The organism is Nonomuraea indica (genome assembly GCF_002850745.1).
In the GTDB taxonomy this organism is placed as follows: Bacteria; Actinomycetota; Actinomycetes; order Streptosporangiales; family Streptosporangiaceae; genus Nonomuraea; species Nonomuraea indica.
The window spans coordinates 76,653-96,414 of sequence record NZ_KZ559481.1 but is presented as its reverse complement, the minus strand read 5'-3'; the positions used below and the strand labels follow the sequence as shown (position 1 = coordinate 96,414).

At 74.6% G+C, this 19,762-nt stretch carries 21 protein-coding genes; 7 read left to right on the top strand and 14 right to left on the bottom strand.

The genetic code is table 11. The features are described 5' to 3' along the window. Positions 1-14 precede the first annotated feature (14 nt). Positions 15-785, bottom strand: coding sequence for an SDR family oxidoreductase (locus tag CXR44_RS31370; protein WP_101789764.1), 771 nt, complete (start codon positions 783-785; stop codon positions 15-17). Positions 786-865: 80 nt separating this feature from the next. Here CXR44_RS31370 and CXR44_RS31365 point away from each other — a divergent pair, with 80 nt between their 5' ends. Beyond that, on the top strand, positions 866-1,483 hold the full coding sequence (locus CXR44_RS31365) for a TetR/AcrR family transcriptional regulator (protein WP_101789763.1): 618 nt from the start codon (positions 866-868) through the stop codon (positions 1,481-1,483). Positions 1,484-1,531: 48 nt separating this feature from the next. On the opposite strand, the gene CXR44_RS31360 is transcribed toward CXR44_RS31365, so the two are convergent. The 5 genes from CXR44_RS31360 to CXR44_RS31340 all read right to left on the bottom strand — a co-directional run bounded on the left by CXR44_RS31360 (position 1,532) and on the right by CXR44_RS31340 (position 5,083). Next, the gene (locus CXR44_RS31360; protein ID WP_101789762.1) at positions 1,532-2,515 is read right to left on the bottom strand and encodes an aldo/keto reductase; all 984 of its coding nucleotides are present in this window, start codon (positions 2,513-2,515) and stop codon (positions 1,532-1,534) included. Positions 2,516-2,609: 94 nt separating this feature from the next. Further along, positions 2,610-3,374: an SDR family NAD(P)-dependent oxidoreductase gene (locus CXR44_RS31355; protein WP_101789761.1), complete on the bottom strand. Its 765-nt coding sequence runs from the start codon at positions 3,372-3,374 to the stop codon at positions 2,610-2,612. A gap of 232 nt (positions 3,375-3,606) precedes the next feature. Continuing rightward, positions 3,607-4,149: a mycothiol transferase gene (locus tag CXR44_RS31350; protein WP_245899615.1), complete on the bottom strand. Its 543-nt coding sequence runs from the start codon at positions 4,147-4,149 to the stop codon at positions 3,607-3,609. Positions 4,150-4,232: 83 nt separating this feature from the next. Then, positions 4,233-4,778, bottom strand: a complete 546-nt coding sequence (locus CXR44_RS31345) for a GNAT family N-acetyltransferase (protein WP_101789759.1) — start codon at positions 4,776-4,778, stop codon at positions 4,233-4,235. Between the two features lie 98 nt (positions 4,779-4,876). Then, entirely contained in the window at positions 4,877-5,083 is a 207-nt protein-coding gene (locus CXR44_RS31340) for a dodecin family protein (RefSeq protein WP_101789819.1), read from the bottom strand. Positions 5,084-5,335: 252 nt separating this feature from the next. Between CXR44_RS31340 and CXR44_RS39125 the strand changes: the two genes are divergently transcribed. Beyond that, positions 5,336-9,631, top strand: coding sequence for a hypothetical protein (locus CXR44_RS39125; RefSeq protein WP_144070156.1), 4,296 nt, complete (start codon positions 5,336-5,338; stop codon positions 9,629-9,631). Here the strand turns inward: CXR44_RS39125 and CXR44_RS31330 are convergent. Both CXR44_RS31330 and CXR44_RS31325 read right to left on the bottom strand, forming a co-directional pair. Then, complete coding sequence (locus CXR44_RS31330) at positions 9,609-10,463, bottom strand: class II glutamine amidotransferase (protein WP_101789758.1); 855 nt, start codon at positions 10,461-10,463, stop codon at positions 9,609-9,611. The genes CXR44_RS39125 and CXR44_RS31330 overlap by 23 nt on opposite strands. An 86-nt stretch (positions 10,464-10,549) precedes the next feature. Further along, the gene (locus CXR44_RS31325; protein WP_101789757.1) at positions 10,550-10,984 is read right to left on the bottom strand and encodes a MarR family winged helix-turn-helix transcriptional regulator; all 435 of its coding nucleotides are present in this window, start codon (positions 10,982-10,984) and stop codon (positions 10,550-10,552) included. 82 nt (positions 10,985-11,066) lie between these two features. On the opposite strand from CXR44_RS31325, the gene CXR44_RS31320 reads away from it, so the two are divergent. Then, on the top strand, positions 11,067-11,474 hold the full coding sequence (locus CXR44_RS31320) for an organic hydroperoxide resistance protein (RefSeq protein WP_101789756.1): 408 nt from the start codon (positions 11,067-11,069) through the stop codon (positions 11,472-11,474). On the opposite strand, the gene CXR44_RS31315 is transcribed toward CXR44_RS31320, so the two are convergent. Continuing rightward, complete coding sequence (locus tag CXR44_RS31315; RefSeq protein WP_101789755.1) at positions 11,464-11,766, bottom strand: hypothetical protein; 303 nt, start codon at positions 11,764-11,766, stop codon at positions 11,464-11,466. The genes CXR44_RS31320 and CXR44_RS31315 overlap by 11 nt on opposite strands. 102 nt (positions 11,767-11,868) lie before the next feature. Between CXR44_RS31315 and CXR44_RS31310 the strand changes: the two genes are divergently transcribed. Further along, the gene (locus tag CXR44_RS31310; RefSeq protein ID WP_101789754.1) at positions 11,869-12,849 is read left to right on the top strand and encodes an acetylxylan esterase; all 981 of its coding nucleotides are present in this window, start codon (positions 11,869-11,871) and stop codon (positions 12,847-12,849) included. Between the two features lie 77 nt (positions 12,850-12,926). Here CXR44_RS31310 and CXR44_RS31305 read toward each other — a convergent pair whose 3' ends face one another. The 3 genes from CXR44_RS31305 to CXR44_RS31295 all read right to left on the bottom strand — a co-directional run bounded on the left by CXR44_RS31305 (position 12,927) and on the right by CXR44_RS31295 (position 14,543). Then, a complete protein-coding gene (locus CXR44_RS31305) occupies positions 12,927-13,214 on the bottom strand; it encodes a Fe-S cluster assembly protein HesB (RefSeq protein WP_101789753.1) in 288 nt (95 codons plus the stop codon). Positions 13,215-13,313: 99 nt separating this feature from the next. Further along, a complete protein-coding gene (locus tag CXR44_RS31300; RefSeq protein ID WP_101789752.1) occupies positions 13,314-13,973 on the bottom strand; it encodes a potassium channel family protein in 660 nt (219 codons plus the stop codon). Positions 13,974-14,099: 126 nt separating this feature from the next. Further along, positions 14,100-14,543, bottom strand: a complete 444-nt coding sequence (locus tag CXR44_RS31295) for a CBS domain-containing protein (RefSeq protein WP_101789751.1) — start codon at positions 14,541-14,543, stop codon at positions 14,100-14,102. Between the two features lie 314 nt (positions 14,544-14,857). On the opposite strand from CXR44_RS31295, the gene CXR44_RS31290 reads away from it, so the two are divergent. Both CXR44_RS31290 and CXR44_RS31285 read left to right on the top strand, forming a co-directional pair. Continuing rightward, on the top strand, positions 14,858-15,916 hold the full coding sequence (locus tag CXR44_RS31290) for a fatty acid desaturase family protein (RefSeq protein WP_245899613.1): 1,059 nt from the start codon (positions 14,858-14,860) through the stop codon (positions 15,914-15,916). Positions 15,917-15,940: 24 nt separating this feature from the next. After that, positions 15,941-17,023: a hypothetical protein gene (locus CXR44_RS31285; RefSeq protein ID WP_144070154.1), complete on the top strand. Its 1,083-nt coding sequence runs from the start codon at positions 15,941-15,943 to the stop codon at positions 17,021-17,023. On the opposite strand, the gene CXR44_RS31280 is transcribed toward CXR44_RS31285, so the two are convergent. Beyond that, entirely contained in the window at positions 17,007-17,309 is a 303-nt protein-coding gene (locus CXR44_RS31280; protein ID WP_144070152.1) for a hypothetical protein, read from the bottom strand. The genes CXR44_RS31285 and CXR44_RS31280 overlap by 17 nt on opposite strands. Positions 17,310-17,485: 176 nt before the next feature. Between CXR44_RS31280 and CXR44_RS31275 the strand changes: the two genes are divergently transcribed. Further along, the gene (locus CXR44_RS31275) at positions 17,486-18,139 is read left to right on the top strand and encodes a DedA family protein (protein ID WP_245899611.1); all 654 of its coding nucleotides are present in this window, start codon (positions 17,486-17,488) and stop codon (positions 18,137-18,139) included. 31 nt (positions 18,140-18,170) lie between these two features. Here the strand turns inward: CXR44_RS31275 and CXR44_RS31270 are convergent, their stop codons facing one another. Continuing rightward, positions 18,171-19,583 (bottom strand): dihydrolipoyl dehydrogenase family protein, encoded by a 1,413-nt coding sequence (locus CXR44_RS31270; protein ID WP_101789747.1) that lies wholly within the window; start codon positions 19,581-19,583, stop codon positions 18,171-18,173. Between the last annotated feature and the right edge of the window lie 179 nt (positions 19,584-19,762).

The following is a 19,762-nucleotide window of genomic DNA, read 5'->3' as shown; positions in this document are numbered from 1 at the left end:
CGGGCGACCTCGCTTCAGAGCAGGGAGCCGCCCGTCGCGTCGATCACCCGGCCCGTCACCCAGCGGGCGTCGTCGGAGGCGAGGAACGCCACGACGCCCGCGATGTCGTCCGGCTGCCCGATCCGGCCGAACACCGAGGCGGCCGCGGCCTGGGCCGCCGCCTCCGGGTCGCTCAGCCACCCGGCGTTCACGTCGGTGTCCACGTAGCCGGGCGCGACCGAGTTGACCGTGATGCCGCGCGGACCGAGCTGCTTGGCCAGCGTCAGCGTGAACACATCGAGGGCCCCCTTGGTGGCGGAGTAGGCGATGACGTCGGGCAGCGCGATGCGGGTGACCCCGCTGGAGATGTTCACGACGCGCCCGCCGTCGCGCAGCCCCCGCCGCAGCGCCTCCTTGACGATGAAGAACGGCGCCCGGACGTTCACCGCGAACACCTGGTCGAACTCCTCCTCCGTGAGCCCGTCCAGGTCCGAACTGGTGGCGATGGCGGCGTTGTTGACGATGATGTCCACGCCTCCCCGCGGCGCGTAGGCGGCGACCGCGGCGTCGAAGGCGTCCCACAGCGCCACCGCGTCACCGTGGCCGCCCAGCTCCGCGCGGAGCGGGAACGCCCGGCCGCCGCCGCCTTCGATGCGCGCCACGACCTCCTTGGCGGCGACCTCTTCGCGGGCGTACGCGACGGCCACGACCGCTCCGTCGCGGCCCAGCCGCTCGGCGATGGCCCGGCCGATCCCGCGGCTCCCACCGGTGACCAGTGCGATCTTGCCGTCCAACGGCTTGCTCATGACATGCCTCCTATTTGTTGAGCGGTCACTCAAGAAATACAGTAGCACGGATTCTTGAGTGAGCGCTCTAGAATGAGGGCATGGCGACGACAGGGGGGACGCGGGGCCGCCCGCGCGGCTTCGACCGGGACACGGCGCTGGCCGAGGCGACGCGGCTGTTCTGGGAGCGCGGCTACGAGGCGACCTCGGTCGGCGAGCTGACCGAGGCGATGGGCATCCGGCCCGGCAGCCTCTACGCCGCGTTCGGCGACAAGAAGGCCCTGTTCAGGGAAGTGGTGGAAACCTACGGGCGCTCGCCGCTCGGCACCTTCATGGCCGACGCCCTGCGCGAGGAGCCGACGGCGTACGGCGCCTTCGCCCGGATCCTGCGCGAGGCGGCGTCGATCTACCCCGACCCGTCGCATCCGGCGGGCTGCCTGACCATCTGCGCGGCCACCAACGTCACCGTCCAGGACGCCGAGGTGGGGGAGTACCTTCGCGACCTGCGCAACGCCAACCTCGTCGTCTTCGAGGCGCGGCTGCGCGAGGCGCGCGAGCGGGGCGAGCTGCCCGCCGGCGCCGATCCCCGCGCGCTGGCCGGTTACTTCGGGGCCGTCATCCAGGGCATGTCGCAGCGCGCCCGTGACGGCGCCGGGCCGGAGGAGCTCGCCACGATCGCCGAGGTGGCCCTGGCCGCCTGGCCGGGCCGCCGCGACTGACCCGCGTCACGCGGGCCCGGTCACCCGCGACCCGGTCGCCCGGGGAGGTCACCAGCGGTCGGCCACCTGCGGTGCGAGGAGTTCCTCGTAGACCTCGCGCACGGCCTCCAGGTGCCGCTCCGCCAGCGGCGCCAGATCCGCGGCGGCCGCGTTGGACCGGGCCTGCTCCGGGTTGCGGGCGCCCGGGATCACCACGCTCACCCCGGGCTGGTCGATGATCCAGCGCAGCGCGAACTGCGCCATGGTCGCGCCGTCCGGCACGAGCGGCGCCAGCCGTCGCACCGCCGCCAGCCCCGTCGAGAACTCCACCCCCGAGAACGTCTCGCCGACGTCGAAAGCCTCGCCGTGCCGGTTGAAGGTCCGGTGGTCGTTCGCCGCGAACGTCGTGTTCTCGTCGTACCTGCCCGACAGCAGGCCGCTGGCCAGCGGCACCCGCGCGATGACGCCCACGCCCGCCTCGCGCGCCGCGGGCAGCACCTCCGCCAGCGGGCCGAGCCGCAGCATGTTGAGGATGATCTGCACGCTCGCCACGCCCGGCCGCGCGATCGCGGTCAGCGCCTCCGCGCGCGTCTCCACGCTGACGCCGTACGCCGCGATCCGCTGCTCGGCGACCAGCGTGTCGAGCGCGTCGAACACCTCGCCGGAGGAGTAGACGGCCGTCGGCGGGCAGTGCAGCTGGACCAGGTCCAGCACGTCGACGCCCAGGTTGGCCCGGGAGCGATCGGTCCAGGCGCGGAAGTTGGCGAGCGTGTAGTTGCCCGGCTCCTGCGGCATCCGGCGGCCCATCTTGGTCGCCACCGTGATGCCGTGCCCCGGGCGGGACTTCAGGAACCGGCCGACGAGCCGCTCACTGGTCCCGTCCCCGTAGACGTCGGCCGTGTCGATGAACGTCATCCCGGCGTCCGCGGCGGCGGCCAGCGTCGCCAGCGCCTCCTGTTCGGGCACCTCGCCCCAGTCGGCGCCGAGCTGCCACGCGCCGAGCCCCACCACGCCCACCCGGCGGCCGGTCCGGCCGAGAACTCGCTGCTCCACGTGATCCCCCTTCTCTCGCTCTCTCCCGCTGCGAACGCTAACATCACCGCCGGACGGCGTTTCACCGCCCTTCGGGGGACGCCCGCGGGGGCGATCAGTTGGGCGGGTCGAAGCGGCCGTCCACCGCGGTCCAGCCTCCGTCCACGTACAGCACCGAGCCGGTCACGAAGCTCGCCGCGTCGCTCGCCAGGTAGACCACCGCCCCGGCCATCTCCTCGGCGCGCGCCCACCGGCCCAGCGCGCTCTTGGCCGCGTACGCGCCGTACCAGGCGGGATCGTCCTTGATCTGCCGGGTCAGCGGCGTCTCCACCACGCCCGGCGCGATGGCGTTGACCCGCACCCCGTGCGGGCCGAACTCGGCGGCGGCGGTCCGCAGCAACTGCACCAGCCCCGCCTTCGTCGCCGAGTACACGCCCTGGCCCGGCTCCGTCACCGCCGCCCGGATCGACGCGAACCCGATGATCGATCCCCGGCCCCGCGCCACCATCGCCGCCCCGAAGGCCCGCACCACGTCGAACGAGGCCCGCAGGTTGAGGTCCACGACGCGGCCGAACTCCTCGGCGGTGTAGTCGAGCAGCCGCTTGCGAACGTTCGTCGCGGCCGTGAACACCAGCACGTCGGCAGGCTCGTCCGCGGCCGCCTGGCGCACGGCGTCGCCGTCGAGCACGTCGAGCAGCCGCGCCGTCCCGCCGCACCGGCCGGCCGTCTCCCGGGCGGCGGCCACGTCGCGGTCGGCGCACACCACCTCGGCGCCCTGGGCGGCCAGCGCCAGCGCCGCCTCCCGTCCGATGCCGCTCCCGGCCCCGATGACCACAGCCCGCCGCCCGTCCAGGCGGAACAACCCCTCGTATCCCGTCATGCCGCCCACCTTAGTGACTGGTCCGACCAGTACACCAGCCTGACAGGCTGGAGGCGGAAGCCGGCAGCCGGGGTTCGGGCTCGCCCGCGCAGCTCACGAGATCACCGGCAGCGCGGTCAACCCGCCGCGCACCCTCCGTTCCCGGGCCTCGGCAGCCCGCACAGCCGCCGTCCGCTCGCCGACCGCGTTCTCTCGCCGGGCCGGTTCGCCGTGCGCGCCGCCGGTCGGAGACCTAAGCCGGCTGGGGCGGATCCTCGCCCGTCAGGCCGTCGATCGCCTCGCGGAACAGGTCCGCGTGGCCGACGTGCCGGGCGTACTCGTCATGGAGGTCGACCAGCACGCGGCGCACGTTGGGCGCTTGCCCGTCCCCGGTGACGACGAACCCGGCGGGCCGGTCAAGGCCGCCGTCGGCCAGCATCCTGGCCACGGCGGCCCGCGAGCGGGCCACGGCCTCGCTCCACCGGGTGTAGAGCTCGCCGGGCGTGTCGGCGGCCGCGGCCTGCCACTCCCAGCCGCGTGCGGCGGTGTCCCAGGGCGGCGTGGGCCGCTCCCCGAACAGGCGCCAGGCCGCCGTCTCCTCCTCGACCCGGGTCAGATGCTTGATCAACCCGGCCAGGGTCATCGCGCTCGGCGGGTGCGGCCGATGCAGGGCGGCCGCATCGAGGCCCCCGGTCTTCCAGGCGAACGTGGCACGGGAACGGTCGAGCGCGAACAGCAGCATCTCGACCTCGCCGGCGGTCGAAGACGGCTCGCTGAAGACGGTGTCGTCGGTCATGGTGCGCATGCTAGGGCGCGTTCCGGACGTTCTCCGTCCGGAACGCGCCTCTCGGCCACCCCGGCGCCGCCCCGCCGAGCGGGTCAGCTGGTACGGCGGGCCTCCCAGTCGGCGCGGAGGAGCTCGTACTCGACCTCGCCCTCCTCCGACCCGTCGATGACGTCCGGCCAGTCGGGGAAGAACGTGCGCACGTGGCGCAGCCCGCACTTCTCCATGACGCGGCGTGAGCCGCGGTTGACGGTCATCGTCTGGGCGAAGACGCGCCGGGCGCCCAGCTCGCCGAAGGCCTTGTCGATCAGGGCCAGCGAGCCCTCCGTGGCGTAACCCTTGCCCCAGTGCGCCCGGTGCAGGCGGTAGCCCAGCTCGGGCTCGTCGGAGGCGCCGCCCTGAGCCGCCCGCAGGTGGAACCAGCCGGTGAACAGGCCCGTGGCCCGCTCGACGGCGGCGAAGAAGCCGGAGGCGGCGAACGCGGGCAGTGTCTCGTGGACGATCACCTCGCGCGGCGTGGGCCTGCCGCCGTTGAGGAAGCGCATGACGGCGGGGTCGTTGTGCAGCGCGACCAGGTCATCGGCGTCGGCATCGGTGAAGCGGCGCAGGACGAGCCGGTCGGTCGTGAGGTAGATCTCCACGGCACGCCACGGTAACCACCCTTCCGGCGGCCGCTCAACGGGTTTTCCGGTGACCGTCTCCGCCCGGTACGTCCGGGCGGAGACGGCCGGCGCGGGCCCTACTCCAGCACGAACGTGATCAGCATGTTGACCTTGTAGCCGGTGATGCCGCCGTTCTCGTCGAGCTGCACCTCCTGCTCCTTGATCCAGGCTGACCGGAGCCCTCGCAGGGTCTGGCCGGCTCTCTCGATGCCGACTCGGACGGCGTCCTCGAAGCTCTTCTCCGACACCGCGCTGATCTCGGTGACGCGGGCGACCGATGACATGATCCTCGCTCCCTTCATCTCCGTGGTCGGCTCCCGCTACCCGGGTCGACGCCGATCAAGCACGGAAGCAGAGGGAGGCTCGGGTCCGCCGGGCGTCACGGACCGTCGCGGCCCTGCGGGAGCCGGAGACGGGCTGTCACGAGCTGGAGCCCCATGTCGGCGGCAGATTGACGCCCAGTGAACAGGTGTGGTCAGGTCGTGACAGATGTTTCTGTTGTGATGATTGATACCGCTTCGGGGGTTAAGCGTTTCATGCCGCGGTTCCCACGGCACGTGCTCGTCCGCGTGCTCGCCTCCGCGTCCCTGGCGAGTGCCACCCTGGCGGCCACTCCGGCCGCCGTCCACGCCGGTCCCGCCGGCTGGGTGGCCGGTCCCGCCGTCACGAGCCCCGTCCGCGACGGCGGCACCCCGACCGCCGGCGTGCGGGTACGGCCGGTCCCCGGCGTACGGAAGCCGGCGGGCGCCGCCGTGGACGTTCCCCGCGAACCGTCCCTGGCCCTGCGCGAGCCCGGCGATCACGGCACCGGCCCCGCCGCTCCCGAGGTGACGACGCCCGCCGGCCCGGGGCTGGTCCGCGAGATCGAGCGGGAGGCGGCCGAGCAGGTGGGCGGCCGCGGCCCCGACGTGGGCGACGTGCTGCCCGACACAGCCCGGGCGCGGCCCCTGCCGCTGAAGGCTCCTGCCCGGAAGGTCCTCGGCGCCTTGGGCCTGCCCGGAGGTTCCGGCGCCGCGTCCGCCGGTACCGGGCCGGCGTACCGGCTGTGCGTGCGCGGTCCCGGCGTGCCCGTCTCGTGCTCGGCCACCCGGCTCGTGGCCACGCCCGTCGCGGCGGACGTCACCGGCGACGGCGTCCCCGATCTCGCGGCCGTCCTCACCCCCGCCGCCGCCCCGCGCGAGGCGGCCGCGGGGCTGGCGTTCGCGGTCCGCCGGCTGCCCGGCGCGGCCGGCCGCCTCAGGGCGCTCGTCTGGGCCGAGTACGACGGCCGGGTGGCGGTCGGGTTCGACGGACTGCGGGGCGGCGCGGAGCTGCCGGAGGCGGAACGGGGCACGTTCACGGTGGACCTGTCCGGCAGCAGGGTGACGGCGAACGTGCGGCGCACCCGGCCGGGCGCCACCGCCGCCGTCGTGGCCGGACTGATCGGCCGCACCGCGGTCAGCCTGCGCCAGACCCCCGCCACCGAGAAGCTGACCGTGGACGCCTCCCTGGGAGCGACCTCCCGGGACCCCGCCGGTCGTGACCTTGCCGATGGGGACTCCGCCGGTCGCGACGCCTCCGGCGCGGAGCCCACCGGGCGTGACGCCGTCTCCCTCGCCCTCGACGCGTCCGCGCCCGCCGCCGTCGAGGCGGTGGCCGTCCAGCGCGGCCGGTACACGCGGGCGCTGCTCGACCGGATGCCCGCCCGCGCCCGGGTGGAGCTCGCCCGGGGCGACGCCGGGTCCGCCCGGGTCCGCTTCACGGGCCCGAGCGCCGTACGCCGCGCCGAGCTGCGCACCTACCACTACCGGGACGGCCGCCTGTCCCGGGCGGCGAGCGTCGAGGTACGCCGCGCCCCGCCCTCGTTGACGGCCGCGTACGCGCCGGAGGGCACGGAGGACGGCACGCGGACGCTGACCGTCGACTCCGGCCGGTCCGGGGCGGGCTCGGCGCGGCTGCTGTACTACGACCGGGCGTCGGCCGGGACCGTCCTGCGGGCCGAGCTGGACGACCTGCCCGCGAAGGTGCGGCTGGTGCACGACCCGGCCAGGCACCGGCTGGCCCAGACCACCAGCTCGCCCCTCGGCCGTCTCGCCGTGGTGCTGCAGCGCGGCGGGGGCGCCCTGGCCACCCCGGGCGGCCACCACCTCACCATGATCAAGAACGGGCCGGCTCTCGGCGTGTCGGCGCGGCTGGCCGGGCTGGCGGGGTTCGACGTCACCTACGGCGCGCGCCCGCGGGCCCGTCTGGAGGTCCGGCCGAGCGACCGGCCGTTCACCGGGGCCGCCGGCCTCGACGGCGTCCACGTGGCGGGCGTGGAGGTCTCCAACCTTCCGCGCACGCTGGAGGTGGACCTCGACCCGGTGGCCGGCCGGGCCGTCTACCGTGCCGGCGGCCCCGTCAGGCGGGCGCGGGCCGCGTACACCGGCCTGAAGGCGGGTCCCACGTTCGACGGCACCGTGCTCGGGCTGCGCGGCGAGGTCGAGGCGTCCTGGACGCTCGGTGAGCGTCCGGCGGCCGAGGTGACGACCTCCTCGCGTCTGCGCGCGGTCCGGCTCCACGCCGGCCGTGCACCCGCCCCGGCCTCGCGGGAAGCGGCCACGCGCGGGGGCGGCCTACGCGGGGGTGATGTGCGCGGGGGAGGTGTGCGCGGGGGAGGTGTGCGCGGGGGTGATGTGCGCGGGGAAGGTGACTCGCGCGGGGGAGGCGTGCGTGGCGAGGGGGTGTGGGCTGAGGTGCGGGGGTTGCGGGGGAAGGCGCGGCTGGTCGCCGACACCGGGGCCAGGACGCTGACCTGGACCGCCACCGGCCCGGTCGACTCCGTCTCGGCCCTCGCCCGGGCCCACGTGCGCGGCCGGGACGTCAGGGCCGCCGCCCGCGTGACCGGCGTGCCCGCCCGCTTCGACGCCTCGTGGGATCCCGCCGGGTACCGATTCCGCGGCCTGTCCGGGCCGCTCGGCTCGGCCGCCGTAGCCGTCACCAACCACGACGGCGCGCAGGCGCCCACCGGCCCGCACCTGGCGGCCCACTACGACGAGGCGTCCGGTGACCTCGACGCGAGCGTGCTGGTGAAGGGACTGTCGCGGGTCGAGTTCGGCCCTGCGGGCTCCGGGTTCGCCGCCGGTTTCCGCGCCGCCCGGCAGACGATCGCGCTCGACACCGACGTCACCCGGGGCGACCTGCGCTTCGGCGCGCTGGGCCGGCTGGGCCCGGTGCCCGGCCGGCTCGCCGTGTCCGTGGACGGCGGCGCGCTGACGTACACCGGCTCGCGGCTGGACGTGCGGGCCCGCGCCTGGCTCGGCAAGGCGGCCGCGCTGCGCGGCCTGCCGCCGGCGCCGGCCGTGGCGGGCGGCGTCTCCGTCGTGGACGGCGGCTGCGCGGTGGGGAGCGAGGGCTGCGCTCCCGGCCCGTTCTGCGTGGGGGAGCGGGGCTGCTTCGCCGTCCGCGGTCACCTGGACGTGACCGGGCTGCCGGAGCGGATCACGGTGGACGCCACCAGGAAGACGTTCACGTTCGCCGGTTACCGGCCCGCGGGCGACAGGCTGGGCCTCTACCTGCGCAGCACCGTCCTCGCGCCCGTGCCGGTCGAGGCCAGGGTCACGGTGGCGGGGCTGCCCCGGACCGTCACCGCCATGTCGCTCGGCCCGTTCGAGGTCGCGGGCGGCGCCGTGCGGGCCGCGTACCGCGTCGAGCCGGCCGCCACGCTCGGCTCGCTCACCGTGCACGCCGAGGCGGGCGGTCTGCGCGGCCGGCTCGCCGTCGACCCGGTCCCGGCCACCCTGTCCGTCCAGGCCGCGTACGGGCCGCGCACCCGCGTCCGGGTGCGCAACTCCGCGGCCGTGAGGCGGCTCAGCGCGGCCGTCACCGTGCCCGGGGCGGGCACCGGCGAGGCGCGCTTCGGCGACGTGCCCGCCGTGTTCGGCGTGGACGCCGACGCCGTGGCGGGGGAGGTGCGGGCGCCGGCCGTCACCTACCGGGCCGAGGGCGGCGCCAGCACCTTGGACGGTCACCTCGCCGTCCAGGGCGGACTCGTGGACCGCGCCGGCAGGCTCGGCGCGCTGTCGCTGGCCGTCGCCGACCTCGCCGCCGACACCACCGTCCGGCTCGTCCCCGGCGGCGGCCTGGACCTGGTGTCCCGCCCGGTGCCGACGAAACGGGTCGAGCTGCACGCCGGCGTCACCATCGATCCTGTCGCCCGGCAGCGCTTCACGGCCGGCAAGGAGATCCCGCACACCGGCGGCCTCCTCACCTACCACCTCGCCGGCGACCTCGCGCTGGGGCGCAGCACCATCGACGACCTGTCGCTCACCGTGCGCCGCCTGTCGTGGCTGCGCGTCCGCCCCGGCAAGGTGCCGTTCGGGCTGAAGGCGCCCGCCGCGCTCGGGTACGTCGCGCCCGCGTTCGAGGGCGGCTACGGGCGGCTCGACCTCGCCGCGAAGGGCGTGGACCTGCGGCCCGATGTCAGGCTCGACGCCCGGCTGAGCCGGAAGGTCGGCGCCGACGTCTTCCGCGAGTCGGTCCGGCTCGGCCCCGTCACCTCCCTCGCCCCGCGCCGCTACGACCAGCGGATGCGGCGCGTCTCCGCCAGGCAGGAGATCAGCGCCGCCGGGGTGCGGCTGGCCTGCCTGACCGTGGACGCCAGGCCCGGGTTCGCCGGCGCCCGCTCCGGGGAGGCGATCACGCTGCGCGGCTCCGACGGGCCGCAGATGGTGTCGCTGCTGGACCCGGGCGGCCGGGTGCCGGACTACGCGGTGGACCTGCTCACCCACTTCATGTCGCCGTTCCCCGGCGCCGAGTGGAAGGTGAGCGGCGCGCGGGCCGGCCGCTGCGCTAGCGGACGCCCGGCCCGGTGAGCCGGGGCACCTCGAAGTCGGCGAGCATCTCCCCGTCCTGGGCCGGGATGACGCCGTAGGTGCTCTCGGGCAGCTCGTTCCAGGCGCCGTGCAGGTCGCCCAGCGGCTCCGACACCACGATGCGCGTGTCGGCCGACAGCTTGTGCAGCCACGCCACGTCCGGGTGCAGCACCCGCAGGGACTCCACGCAGGTGCTGTAGAACAGCGTCCGCGACTCGTGCCGGCTGGAGTAGCGGAACACCCACACCCGCTCGCCGTTCGACGTCGCGACGGTCATCTGCAGCGGGTGCTCCACGCCGATCTGGTGCCCAAGCCGCTCCACCAGGCCCGCCATGCGCGCCACGGCTCCCGGCGGGTCCTCGTCCAGGCCGAACGTGAGCGCCAGGTAGAACATCACCTCGGAGTCCGTCGTGCCCTCGATGGACGAGAACAGCTCGGGGTCCACGGCGAACAGCAGCTCGCGCCTGAGCCGGTCGAACCCGGCGATCATGCCGTTGTGCATCCACATCCAGCGGCCGTGGCGGAACGGGTGGCAGTTGGTCTGCTGCACCGCCGTGCCGGTCGAGGCCCGGATGTGGGCGAAGAACAACGGAGAGCGGACGTGGTCGGCGAGCTCGCGCAGGTTGCGGTTGTTCCACGCCGGTCCGGTGTCGCGGACGATCGCCGGGGTCTCGATGTCACCGGTGTACCAGCCGACGCCGAACCCGTCGCCGTTGGTGGTCTCGACGCCCATCCGCGAGCGCAGACTCTGGTCGATCAGCGACGGCACCGGCCGGTAGAGCACGTCCCTGAGCAGGACGGGCGTACCCGAGTAGACAAGCCAGCGGCACATGACGCACACCTTTCGTCAGCGGTCGTACGACCCCAGCCGTACCCCGGGGACGGCCGGGCATGGCACCGCGGCGGGTCCCGCGCGCCTCAGCGCGCGGCTTCGGTGAGGGACCGGGTGAGCCTGCCCAGCGCCGCGTGCAGGTCCGCCAGCTCGCCAGGGCTCATCCCGGTGGACTCCAGCATGCGGCCCGGCAGCGGCTCGGCCCGCTCCCGCAGCCGCGCGCCCTCCGGCGTGAGCCGGACCAGCACCGACCGCTCGTCGGCGGGGTCGCGCTCGCGGTCCACCAGCCCCGCCGCCTCCAGCCGCTTCAGCAGGGGCGACAGCGTGCCGGAGTCGAGCCGCAGCGCCGTGCCGAGCTCCTTGACCGAGAGCGGCTCCCGCTCCCACAGCACCAGCATGACGAGGTACTGCGGGTAGGTGAGCCCCAGCTCCGTGAGCTGCCGCCGGTAGAGGGCGTCGAAGGCCCGGGAGGCGGCGTGCACGGCGAAGCACAGCTGGTTGTCGAGGTGGAGGGCGTTCATGGAGCCAGTCTACCGCCAGCTTGACGCGCCCAATTAAGTTGTGCACAATCGAGTTGTAGGCAATTGAAAAGGAGCTTCCCCCATGCTGTACACCGCCATCGCCACCGCCTCCGGGCGCGACGGCCGCGCCGTCTCCTCCGACGGCCGCCTCGACGTCACCCTCGCCCTGCCGAAGGAGATGGGCGGCACCGGTGCCGGCACCAACCCCGAGCAGCTCTTCGCCGCGGGCTACGCCGCCTGCTTCACCAGCGCCTTCGGACTGGCCGCCAGGCGCGCCAAGGTCGAGGCGTCCGACGTCTCGGTCACCGCCGAGGTCGGCCTCGGGCCGAACGACGCCGGCGGGTTCCAGCTCGCCGTCACGCTGCGCGTGGAGCTCCCCGACCACCTGGCCGGAGAGACCGGGCGGTCGCTGGTGGAGGCCGCCCACCGGCTGTGCCCCTACTCCAACGCCACCCGCGGCAACATCGCGGTCGAGACCGTCATCGAGTAGGGGCGGCGGGGATCGGATTGCCCAGGCGCAGGACGAGCAGGTCGCCGTCCTCGACCAGTTCCCGGACCTCCCACACCTGTTCGTCCACGACCGTCCCCTTGGGGTTCATGCGGGCGCCCACGCGCAGCACCGGGCGGCCCGCGGTGTCCCGCAGCAGCCGGGTCCGCGACTCGGAGTCGTCGGTGAACAGCAGCAGGAAGTCCGTGGCGTCCGGCGGAGCCTCGAACGTGATGCCGGGATAGAGGTGGGAGTGCGCGAGTCGGACCAGGTGATCGTTCGGGCGACCGTTCATGCGCCCGCCTCTACCCCGCGAGCATGATTCGTGACCCTGGGATAGCGCTTTCCACTGCTATGAGGTGAAATATCACCACGACCGCTACAGGCTGGAGATCTCGTGGCCCTGTTCGACCTGCCGCTGGAGCAGTTGCGTTCCTACCGCCCCGACCGTGACGAGCCCGCCGACTTCGACGCCTTCTGGGCGCGCACACTCGCCGAGGCCGCCGAGTTCGACCTGGCGCCCGAGTTCACGCCGTACGACGCGCCCTACACGGCCGTCGAGGTGTACGACGTCTCCTTCGCCGGCTGGGGCGGCCACCGGATCAACGGCTGGTTCCTGACCCCGCGCGGCGCCGACGGCCCCGTGCCGTGCGTCATGCACTACATCGGCTACAACGGCGGCCGCGGCTTCCCGCACGACCACCTGCTGTGGCCCGCCGCCGGATACGCCGTGTTCGTCATGGAGACCCGCGGACACGGCGGCGCCAGCCCGAACGCTCCCGGCACCACCGGCGACCCGCACGGCAGCGCCCACGCCCAGGCGGCCGGGATGATGACCCGCGGCATCCTCGACCCGGACGACTACTACTACCGCCGCGTCTTCACCGACGCCGTCCGCGCGGTGGACACGGCGGCCGGGCACCCGGCCGTGGACGCCTCCCGCATCGTCGTCTCCGGCGGCAGCCAGGGCGGCGGCATCGCCCAGGCGACCGCCGCGCTGCACCCCGGGGTCATCGCCGCGCTCGTCGACGTGCCGTTCCTGACCCACTTCCGCCGGGCCGTCGAGATCACCGACGCCGACCCGTACCAGGAGCTCGTCCGCTTCCTCGCCACCCGCCGCGAGGCGGCCGAGACGGTGTTCGGCACGCTGGCCTACTTCGACGGCCTGCACTTCGCCGCCCGCGCCACGGTGCCCGCCCTCTACTCGGTCGCGCTGATGGACGAGGTCTGCCCGCCGTCCACGGTGTTCGCCGCCTACAACCACTGGCAGGGGCCCAAGGAGATCAGTGTCTGGCCGTGGAACCGCCACGAGGGCGGCCAGGGCTACCAGCGCGAGGAACAGCTCCGCTACCTGCACAAGCTGCTCTCGGCCGGCTGAGGCCGTTCACCGGCCGGACATGCCATCGGCCCGGTACGGCAGGGTACCGGGCCGATGGGCGGACGGGGCGGGCGGCGTCAGACGGTCTGGTCGGTGACCAGGAAGGACACCGCCCCCTGGTCGTCCGCCCCCGCATCGAGCGACTTGTCGTCCAGGACGGTCGCGGCCACGGGGTCGAGGTACACGCGGGCGCCCTCCGCCTCCACCACCGCGTCGGCGGGTTCGGGGCGGCTCGCCAGCGAGAGGGTCAGCGAACCCGTGTCCTCCCCCTGGGACGCGATCCGGATGCCGCTCTGGGACGGCTCCGGAGCGGAGGCCGTCAGGTCGCGGATGGCCTGGGCTGCGTTGGCTGTCAGGGTGAGCACTGCGGCTCCTCCTCGTACTCGACGTACATGAGTTGCCAGCCCTTCCCGGCTCGGGACGGTCGAACCCTGCTCTTCCGAATTTTTGCCGTGCGGCCCCGGTCACAGCTCGGCGAAGCGCTCCACGTCCTCGGTGCGGCCCGAGACGATGATGACGTCGTTGTACGTCAGCTCCGTCTCGGCCGTCGCGTAGGTGAACTCCTCGTCCGGGCTCTTGACCGCGACGATCGTGATGCCGTGCTTGCGGCGCAGGTTGGACCGGCCGAGGGGGAGGCCGACGTACTCCTTCGGCGGGCGCGTCTTGGCCAGCGCGAAGTTCTCGTCCACCTGCATGAAGTCGAGCATCCGCCCGCTCACCAGATGGGCGACCCGCTCGCCCATGTCGTGCTCGGGCAGCACCACGTGGTGGGCGCCGATCCGGTTCAGGATGCGCCCGTGCTGCTTGCTGACGGCCTTGGCCCAGATGTCGTTGATCTCCAGCTCGACCAGCAGCGACGCGGTGAGGATGCTCGCCTCCAGGTCACCGCCGATCGACACGACCGCCCGGTAGAAGTCGGGCACGCCCAGCTGCCGGAGCACCTCGATGTCCGTCGCGTCGGCCGCGGCGATCTGCGTGATCTGCCCGGCCAGCGCCTGGACGACCTTGGGCCGCCTGTCGATGGCCAGCACCTCGGTGCCGTGCCTGACCAGTTCCAGGGCCAGCGACGTGCCGAAGCGGCCGAGCCCGATCACCACGACGGGGTCGCTCGTCTTGTCACCCATCGCCCACCTGCCTTCGGGTCGAAACGCCTCGAACCGGGTCACCGTAGCAGCATCGCCGCCCGGGGGAGTGGGCGGCTCCGCCGAGATCCTCCCCGCCGTACGGGATCGGCCGGCCGGCGCGCCCGCTCACCCCTCCACCAGCCGGTCCACCAGCGCCTGCAGCGTGACCGCGCCCTGCAGCCCCTGCTCGTCCACCACCGCGACCAGCGGGCTGTGCGTGCGCGCCATCAGCGCCGCCAGCTCCAGCACCGTCGCGTCCGGGGCGGCCACCGGCAGCTCCCGCGCCCGCGCCGGCAGCGCCTCGCGGACCGTACGGCCCGCCAGCTTGTCCAGGAACGCGTCCGCGTGCGCCTCGTCCACCACCCGGGCCAGGGCCGGATCGTCGAGGCAGTAGCCGGGCACCGCCAGCCGGAGCACCTGCGTGCCGGGCAGGATGCTCGACGGCAGGCCACGCTCGTCCACCACGATCAGGCCGGGCAGGTCCTGCTCGGCGAGCAGCCGGGCGGCCTCCGCCACGGGCGTGTCGAGCCCGACGGTGGGGAAGTCGGCGACGAGATCACTGGCACGCATGACGGCCCTCCCGGGGACGGCGACGGCGGACGAAGCCATGCTCCCACGCCCCCGCCCGCCGCGCTCCCGCCGCGCTCCCGCCGCGCTCCCGTCGTGCTCGCGCGTCCTGCGTCCGTAGCGCTCCCGTCCCGCGCCCGGCGCCCTCCCGGCCGCGCGCCCTCCCGGCCGCGTCCAGGCGGCCGGCAGGCTCGCCCAGGCGGCAGGGCGGGGTAGGGCCAGCCATACCCCGGACACGGGTGCCTGCCCGGGTCCGCCGCGCCCGCGCGGACCCCATGCTGGTGATGATCGCTCAACCACGGCACTTCGGAGGACCTGTGACATCTGCGCGGACCACCCACCCACCGGACGCGGCCGGCGCCCGGCGGGGCAGCGACTTCGCACGCCTGTCCCGCGCCGTCGCCCAGGCCGGGCTGCTGGACCGCCGCCCCGGCTACTACGCGGTGCGGTCGGCCCTGGTGGCCGGCCTGTTCGCCGGCGGGTGGGCCGCCTTCGCCGCCGTGGGCGACTCCTGGTGGCAGATCGCGGTCGCCGTCGTCCTCGCGGTCGCGTTCGGTCAGGCGGCGCTGCTCGCCCACGACCTCGCGCACGGCCAGGTGTTCCGCTCCCGCCGCGCCGGCGCGCTCGCCGGGCGGCTCACCGGCAACCTCGGCATCGGCCTCGGATACGGCTGGTGGCAGGACAAGCACACCCGCCACCACGCCAACCCCAACCACGAGGACCACGACCCCGACGTCTCTCCCGACGTGCTCGTCTGGTCGGTCAAGCAGGCCGAGGCCAGCACGGGGCTCGTCCGCCTGCTGGGGCGCCGGCAGGCGTTCCTGTTCTTCCCGCTGCTCACCCTGGAGGGCGTGAACCTGCACGTCTCCAGCGTGCGGTCGCTGCTGCGCGGCGACTCGCCGGTCCGGCGGCGCGGCCTCGAGGGGCTGCTGCTGTTCGCCCACTTCGCCGCGTACCTGGGCGCCGTCTTCGCGGTGCTCCCGGCCGGCAAGGCGCTGGTCTTCCTGGTGGTGCACCAGGCGTGCTTCGGCGTCTACCTGGGCTGCTCGTTCGCGCCCAACCACAAGGGCATGCCGGTGCTCACCGCCGAGGACCAGCTCGACTTCCTGCGCCGTCAGGTGCTCACCTCGCGCAACGTGAGCGGCGGCCGGCTGCTGACCGCCGCGCTGGGCGGGCTGAACTACCAGATCGAGCACCACCTGTTCCCCAGCATGCCCACACCCAACCTGCGCCGCGCCCGGCCGCTGGTCCGCGAGCACTGCGCCGCGCTCGGCGTGCCGTACGTGGAGTGCGGGCTGCTGGCCTCCTGGGGCCAGGCGCTGCGCCACCTCCACGCGGTCGGCGCCCCCCTCCGCCGCCCCGCCCACCCGCGCTAGCCTCACCGCGTACGGGCCGGGCACGTGGGCGAGGTGGAGGTCGGCGGGGTGGGGACGGGCGGGGTGCGGGTCGGCGCGGCCAGGCGGGTCGCGCGGCGATGGGTGGCGCGGGAGGGCGCGGCGCTGCCGGGCTTCGCCGGAGCGTTCCTGACCGGCTCGGCGCTGTGGGCCCCGGCCGGGACGCTCCTCGGCCCCGCCTCGGACGTCGACGTCATGGTCGTGCTCGACGCGGCCGAACCGCCGGTCAAACCCGGCAAGTTCCGCTACGACGGGGTGCTGCTGGAGGTGTCGTACCTGCCGGCCGCGCGGCTCGGGTCCGCCGAGGACGTCCTGCGCGACCATCACCTGGCGGGGGCCTTCCACCTGCCGGGCGTGCTGGCCGACCCGACGGGACGCCTGGAGGCGCTGCACCGGACGGTGTCAGGCGAGTTCGCCGCTCCGCGCTGGGTCCGGGCCCGCACCGCCGCCGTCCTCGACCTGATCCGCCGCACCCTCGACCAGGTGGAACCCGCCGCCGAGCGGCAGGGGAGCGCGGTGCGGCCGGAGGCGGTGAACGCCTGGCTGTTCGGGACCGGCATCACCGCGCACGTGCCGCTGGTGGCCGCGCTGCGCAACCCGACCGTCCGCAGCCGCTACGCGGCGACCCGCGAGCTGCTGGCCGGCCACGGCCTGCCCCACCACCACGAGCGGCTGCTGGAGCTCCTCGGCTGCGCCGAGCTGGGCGCCGACCGGGTCGAACGGCACCTCGGCGTACTGGAGCGGGCGTTCGACGCCGCCGAGCGGGTCACCGCCGCGTCCTACCCGTTCGCCTCCGACGTCAGCGCCTCCGGCCGGCCCGTCTCCATCGGCGGCAGCCGCGACCTGATCGCGCGCGGGCTGCACCGGGAGGCCGTCTTCTGGCTGGTCGCCACCTATGCGCGGTGCCTGACGAAGCTGTCGCTGGCGGGCGCCGACGGCTCGCCGTACGAGGACGGGTTCCGTGACCTGCTCGCCGACCTCGGCGCTGACACGCCCGCCCGGCGGCACCGGCGCGCGGAGGAGGTGCGGGCGGCGCTGCCGTGGCTGCGCGGGCTCGCCGAGGAGCTGACGGTCAGGCACGCCCGGTGACGACCATCTCGCCGCCGTCCTCCGTCACCTGGTAGCCGGCCTCCGCGAGGATCGTCCGCAGCGCCAGCCGGACCACGTTGCGGATCGTCGGGAACCTCGCCACGTCGTCGCCGCCGACCCCCGTCGCCGGGCCCCACGACACCACCACCCCCCGGGCCGGGTCGTGCCGGACGCTGAGGCCGCCGTCGGCGTGCAGCGGATGCCGTTCCACCGTGAATCCCGCGTTCTCCAGTTCGTGGCGGACGCGGCTCGCCAGCGCCGACGCGTCCTCTGGTGCGGGGTTCACGGCGATCAGCTTCCCGCCGGAGGCCCGTCCATGCCTGGCCGCGTCCCACACGCCACCCCGGCACCTCCGTGCACGGCCGCATGATCGACGCCAGGCCCGTGTCCCCGGGGACGCATAGACCGCCGCGCTGCGGCTAGAGGATCTCCGACCGCCGGGCGACGTGGAGGGCAGGGCCGATGACGGCACAGAACCCGATGACGGCACAGAACACGGACGGCATCATCGGCTGGGCGACCGGGATCATGGAAGCGCTCGGCGCGCCGGGCGCCGGCATCATCGTCGCCCTGGAGAACGTCTTCCCCCCGCTGCCCAGCGAGGTGATCCTGCCGTTGGCCGGGTTCACCGCGGGCAAGGGCGAGATGGAGCTGTGGGCGGTGCTCGTGTGGACGACCATCGGTGCGCTGGCCGGGGCGCTCGTCCTCTACGGCGCCGGCGCGCTGCTCGGCAAGGACCGCACCCACGCCCTCGCCGCGAAGATCCCCCTCCTCAGGACCGGCGACCTGGACAGGGCCGAGGACTGGTTCGACCGCCACGGCCGCAAGACCGTCTTCTTCGGGCGCATGGTCCCCGTCTTCCGCAGCGTGATCTCCATCCCGGCCGGCCTGGACCGGATGCAGCTGGCCGCCTTCGTCCTGCTGACCACGCTCGGCAGCCTCATCTGGAACACCGTCCTGGTGATGGCCGGCTACCTGCTGGGCGACCGGTGGGAGGTGGTGGACACCTACCTGGGGATCGTCACCTACGTCGTGCTCGGTGTCGTCGCCCTGGCGGTCGCCGTGTTCGTCGGGCGGCGCGTCGCCGAATCGCGTCGCGCCGCCCGACGCCGCTGAGCGCGGGCGGCGAGGCTCCGGGGCCGTGGGCTCAGAGCCCGTACGCCTCCAGCAGGCGCAGCCACACCTCGCTGACCGTCGGGAACGACGGCACCGCGTGCCAGAGACGCTCCAGCGGCACCTCGGCGGTGACCGCCACCGTGGCCGCGTGCAGCAGCTCGGCCACGCCCGGCCCGACGAACGTCACCCCGAGCAGCACCCGCCGCTCCTCGTCCACGACGGCCTTGGCCCGGCCCCGGTAGCCGTCGCCGAGCAGGTAGGCCCCCGTCACCGACGCCATGTCGTACTCGACCGTCCGCACCGTGAACCCGGCCTCACGGGCCGCCGCCTCCGTGCGGCCCACCGAGCACACCTGCGGGTCGGTGAACACCACCTGCGGCGCCCCGTAGCCGTCGGCCAGGTCGCGCAGCGCGGGCAGGTCGTCACGCTCGCCCTTGGCCCGTGCGACGATCACGTCGCCGCAGATCCGGGCCTGGTATTTGCCCATGTGGGTGAGCAGCGCCCGGCCGTTGGCGTCGCCGACCGCGTACAGCCAGCCGTCGCCGACCGCGGTGGCCCGCATGCTGTCGTCGACCTCGATGCTCTCGCCGGGTCGCAGACCCACGCTCTCCAGCCCGATCGCCGTGGTCGCCGGTCGGCGGCCCGTGGCCACCAGGATCTCGTCGGCCTCGATCGGCGGGCCGTCCGGCAGGTGCACCGTCACCGGGCCGCCCGGCACCGGCCGGTCCACCCGGACGGGGCTGGTGTCCGGGCGCACGTCGATGCCGGCGTCGGCGAACGACTCGGCCAGCAGCTCGCCAGCGAACGGCTCCATCCGGGTGAGCAGCCGGTCGCCGCGCACCAGCACCGTGGTGCGCCGCGCGCCGAGACCGTGCATGGCCTGCGCCATCTCGCAGGCGACCACACCGCCGCCGATGACGACGAGCCGCTCCGGCACGGCCGTGGCGGCAGTGACCTCGTGGCTGGTCCACGGGGACGCGTTGCGCAGCCCCGGCACGGGCGGGACGGCGGCGGTGGAACCGGTGGCGACCACCACGGCGTGCCGGGCGGTCAGCACCCGCTCACCGCCGTCGGGCGTGGCGACCCGCACCGTCCTCGGACCGTCGAGCCGGCCGCTGCCGCGCACGAACGTGGCGGGCAGCCCGTCGACCCAGCCCACCTGCCCGGCGTCGTCGTAGAAGGAGACCGCCTCGTCACGGCGGCCCAGCACCTTGCCGACGTCGATCGGGCCGAGGGTCAGCCCCGGCACCCGGCTCACCTCGGCCGCCAGCTCCACGGGGCGCAGCAGCGCCTTGCTCGGGACGCACGCCCAGTAGGAGCATTCGCCGCCGGCGAGCCGCTCCTCGACGAGCGCGGCCGTGAGCCCGCCCCGGACGGCCCGGCCCGCGACGTTCTCGCCGGCGGGCCCGCCCCCGATCACGATCACGTCGAACTCGTCGCTCATGTGTGCCTCCCCTGGCAGTGCCACCCGCGTGCCGCATCAGCTTCTCAAATCACGACCCACCCCACGACGGTGGGCCCCGCCCCCGCCCACAGCAACCCCTCCTGGGGCAGCCCCCGGCAGCCCTCACGGGCGGCCCTGCCTCGGGCGGCCCTGCCTCGGGCGGCCCTGCCTCGGACGAC

Excerpts from the sequence above, each read along its gene's own strand:
- CXR44_RS31330 (WP_101789758.1), bottom strand. The coding sequence starts at position 10,463 with ATGTGCCGCTGGCTTGTCTACTCGGGTACGCCCGTCCTGCTCAGGGAC.
- CXR44_RS31340 (WP_101789819.1), bottom strand. The coding sequence starts at position 5,083 with ATGTCATCGGTCGCCCGCGTCACCGAGATCAGCGCGGTGTCGGAGAAG.
- CXR44_RS31355 (WP_101789761.1), bottom strand. The coding sequence starts at position 3,374 with ATGACGGGATACGAGGGGTTGTTCCGCCTGGACGGGCGGCGGGCTGTG.
- CXR44_RS31300 (WP_101789752.1), bottom strand. The coding sequence starts at position 13,973 with ATGGGTGACAAGACGAGCGACCCCGTCGTGGTGATCGGGCTCGGCCGC.
- CXR44_RS31350 (WP_245899615.1), bottom strand. The coding sequence starts at position 4,149 with ATGACCGACGACACCGTCTTCAGCGAGCCGTCTTCGACCGCCGGCGAG.
- CXR44_RS31365 (WP_101789763.1), top strand. The coding sequence starts at position 866 with ATGGCGACGACAGGGGGGACGCGGGGCCGCCCGCGCGGCTTCGACCGG.
- CXR44_RS31325 (WP_101789757.1), bottom strand. The coding sequence starts at position 10,984 with ATGAACGCCCTCCACCTCGACAACCAGCTGTGCTTCGCCGTGCACGCC.
- CXR44_RS31295 (WP_101789751.1), bottom strand. The coding sequence starts at position 14,543 with ATGCGTGCCAGTGATCTCGTCGCCGACTTCCCCACCGTCGGGCTCGAC.
- CXR44_RS31370 (WP_101789764.1), bottom strand. The coding sequence starts at position 785 with ATGAGCAAGCCGTTGGACGGCAAGATCGCACTGGTCACCGGTGGGAGC.
- CXR44_RS31320 (WP_101789756.1), top strand. The coding sequence starts at position 11,067 with ATGCTGTACACCGCCATCGCCACCGCCTCCGGGCGCGACGGCCGCGCC.
- CXR44_RS31275 (WP_245899611.1), top strand. The coding sequence starts at position 17,486 with ATGACGGCACAGAACCCGATGACGGCACAGAACACGGACGGCATCATC.
- CXR44_RS31315 (WP_101789755.1), bottom strand. The coding sequence starts at position 11,766 with ATGAACGGTCGCCCGAACGATCACCTGGTCCGACTCGCGCACTCCCAC.
- CXR44_RS39125 (WP_144070156.1), top strand. The coding sequence starts at position 5,336 with ATGCCGCGGTTCCCACGGCACGTGCTCGTCCGCGTGCTCGCCTCCGCG.
- CXR44_RS31270 (WP_101789747.1), bottom strand. The coding sequence starts at position 19,583 with ATGAGCGACGAGTTCGACGTGATCGTGATCGGGGGCGGGCCCGCCGGC.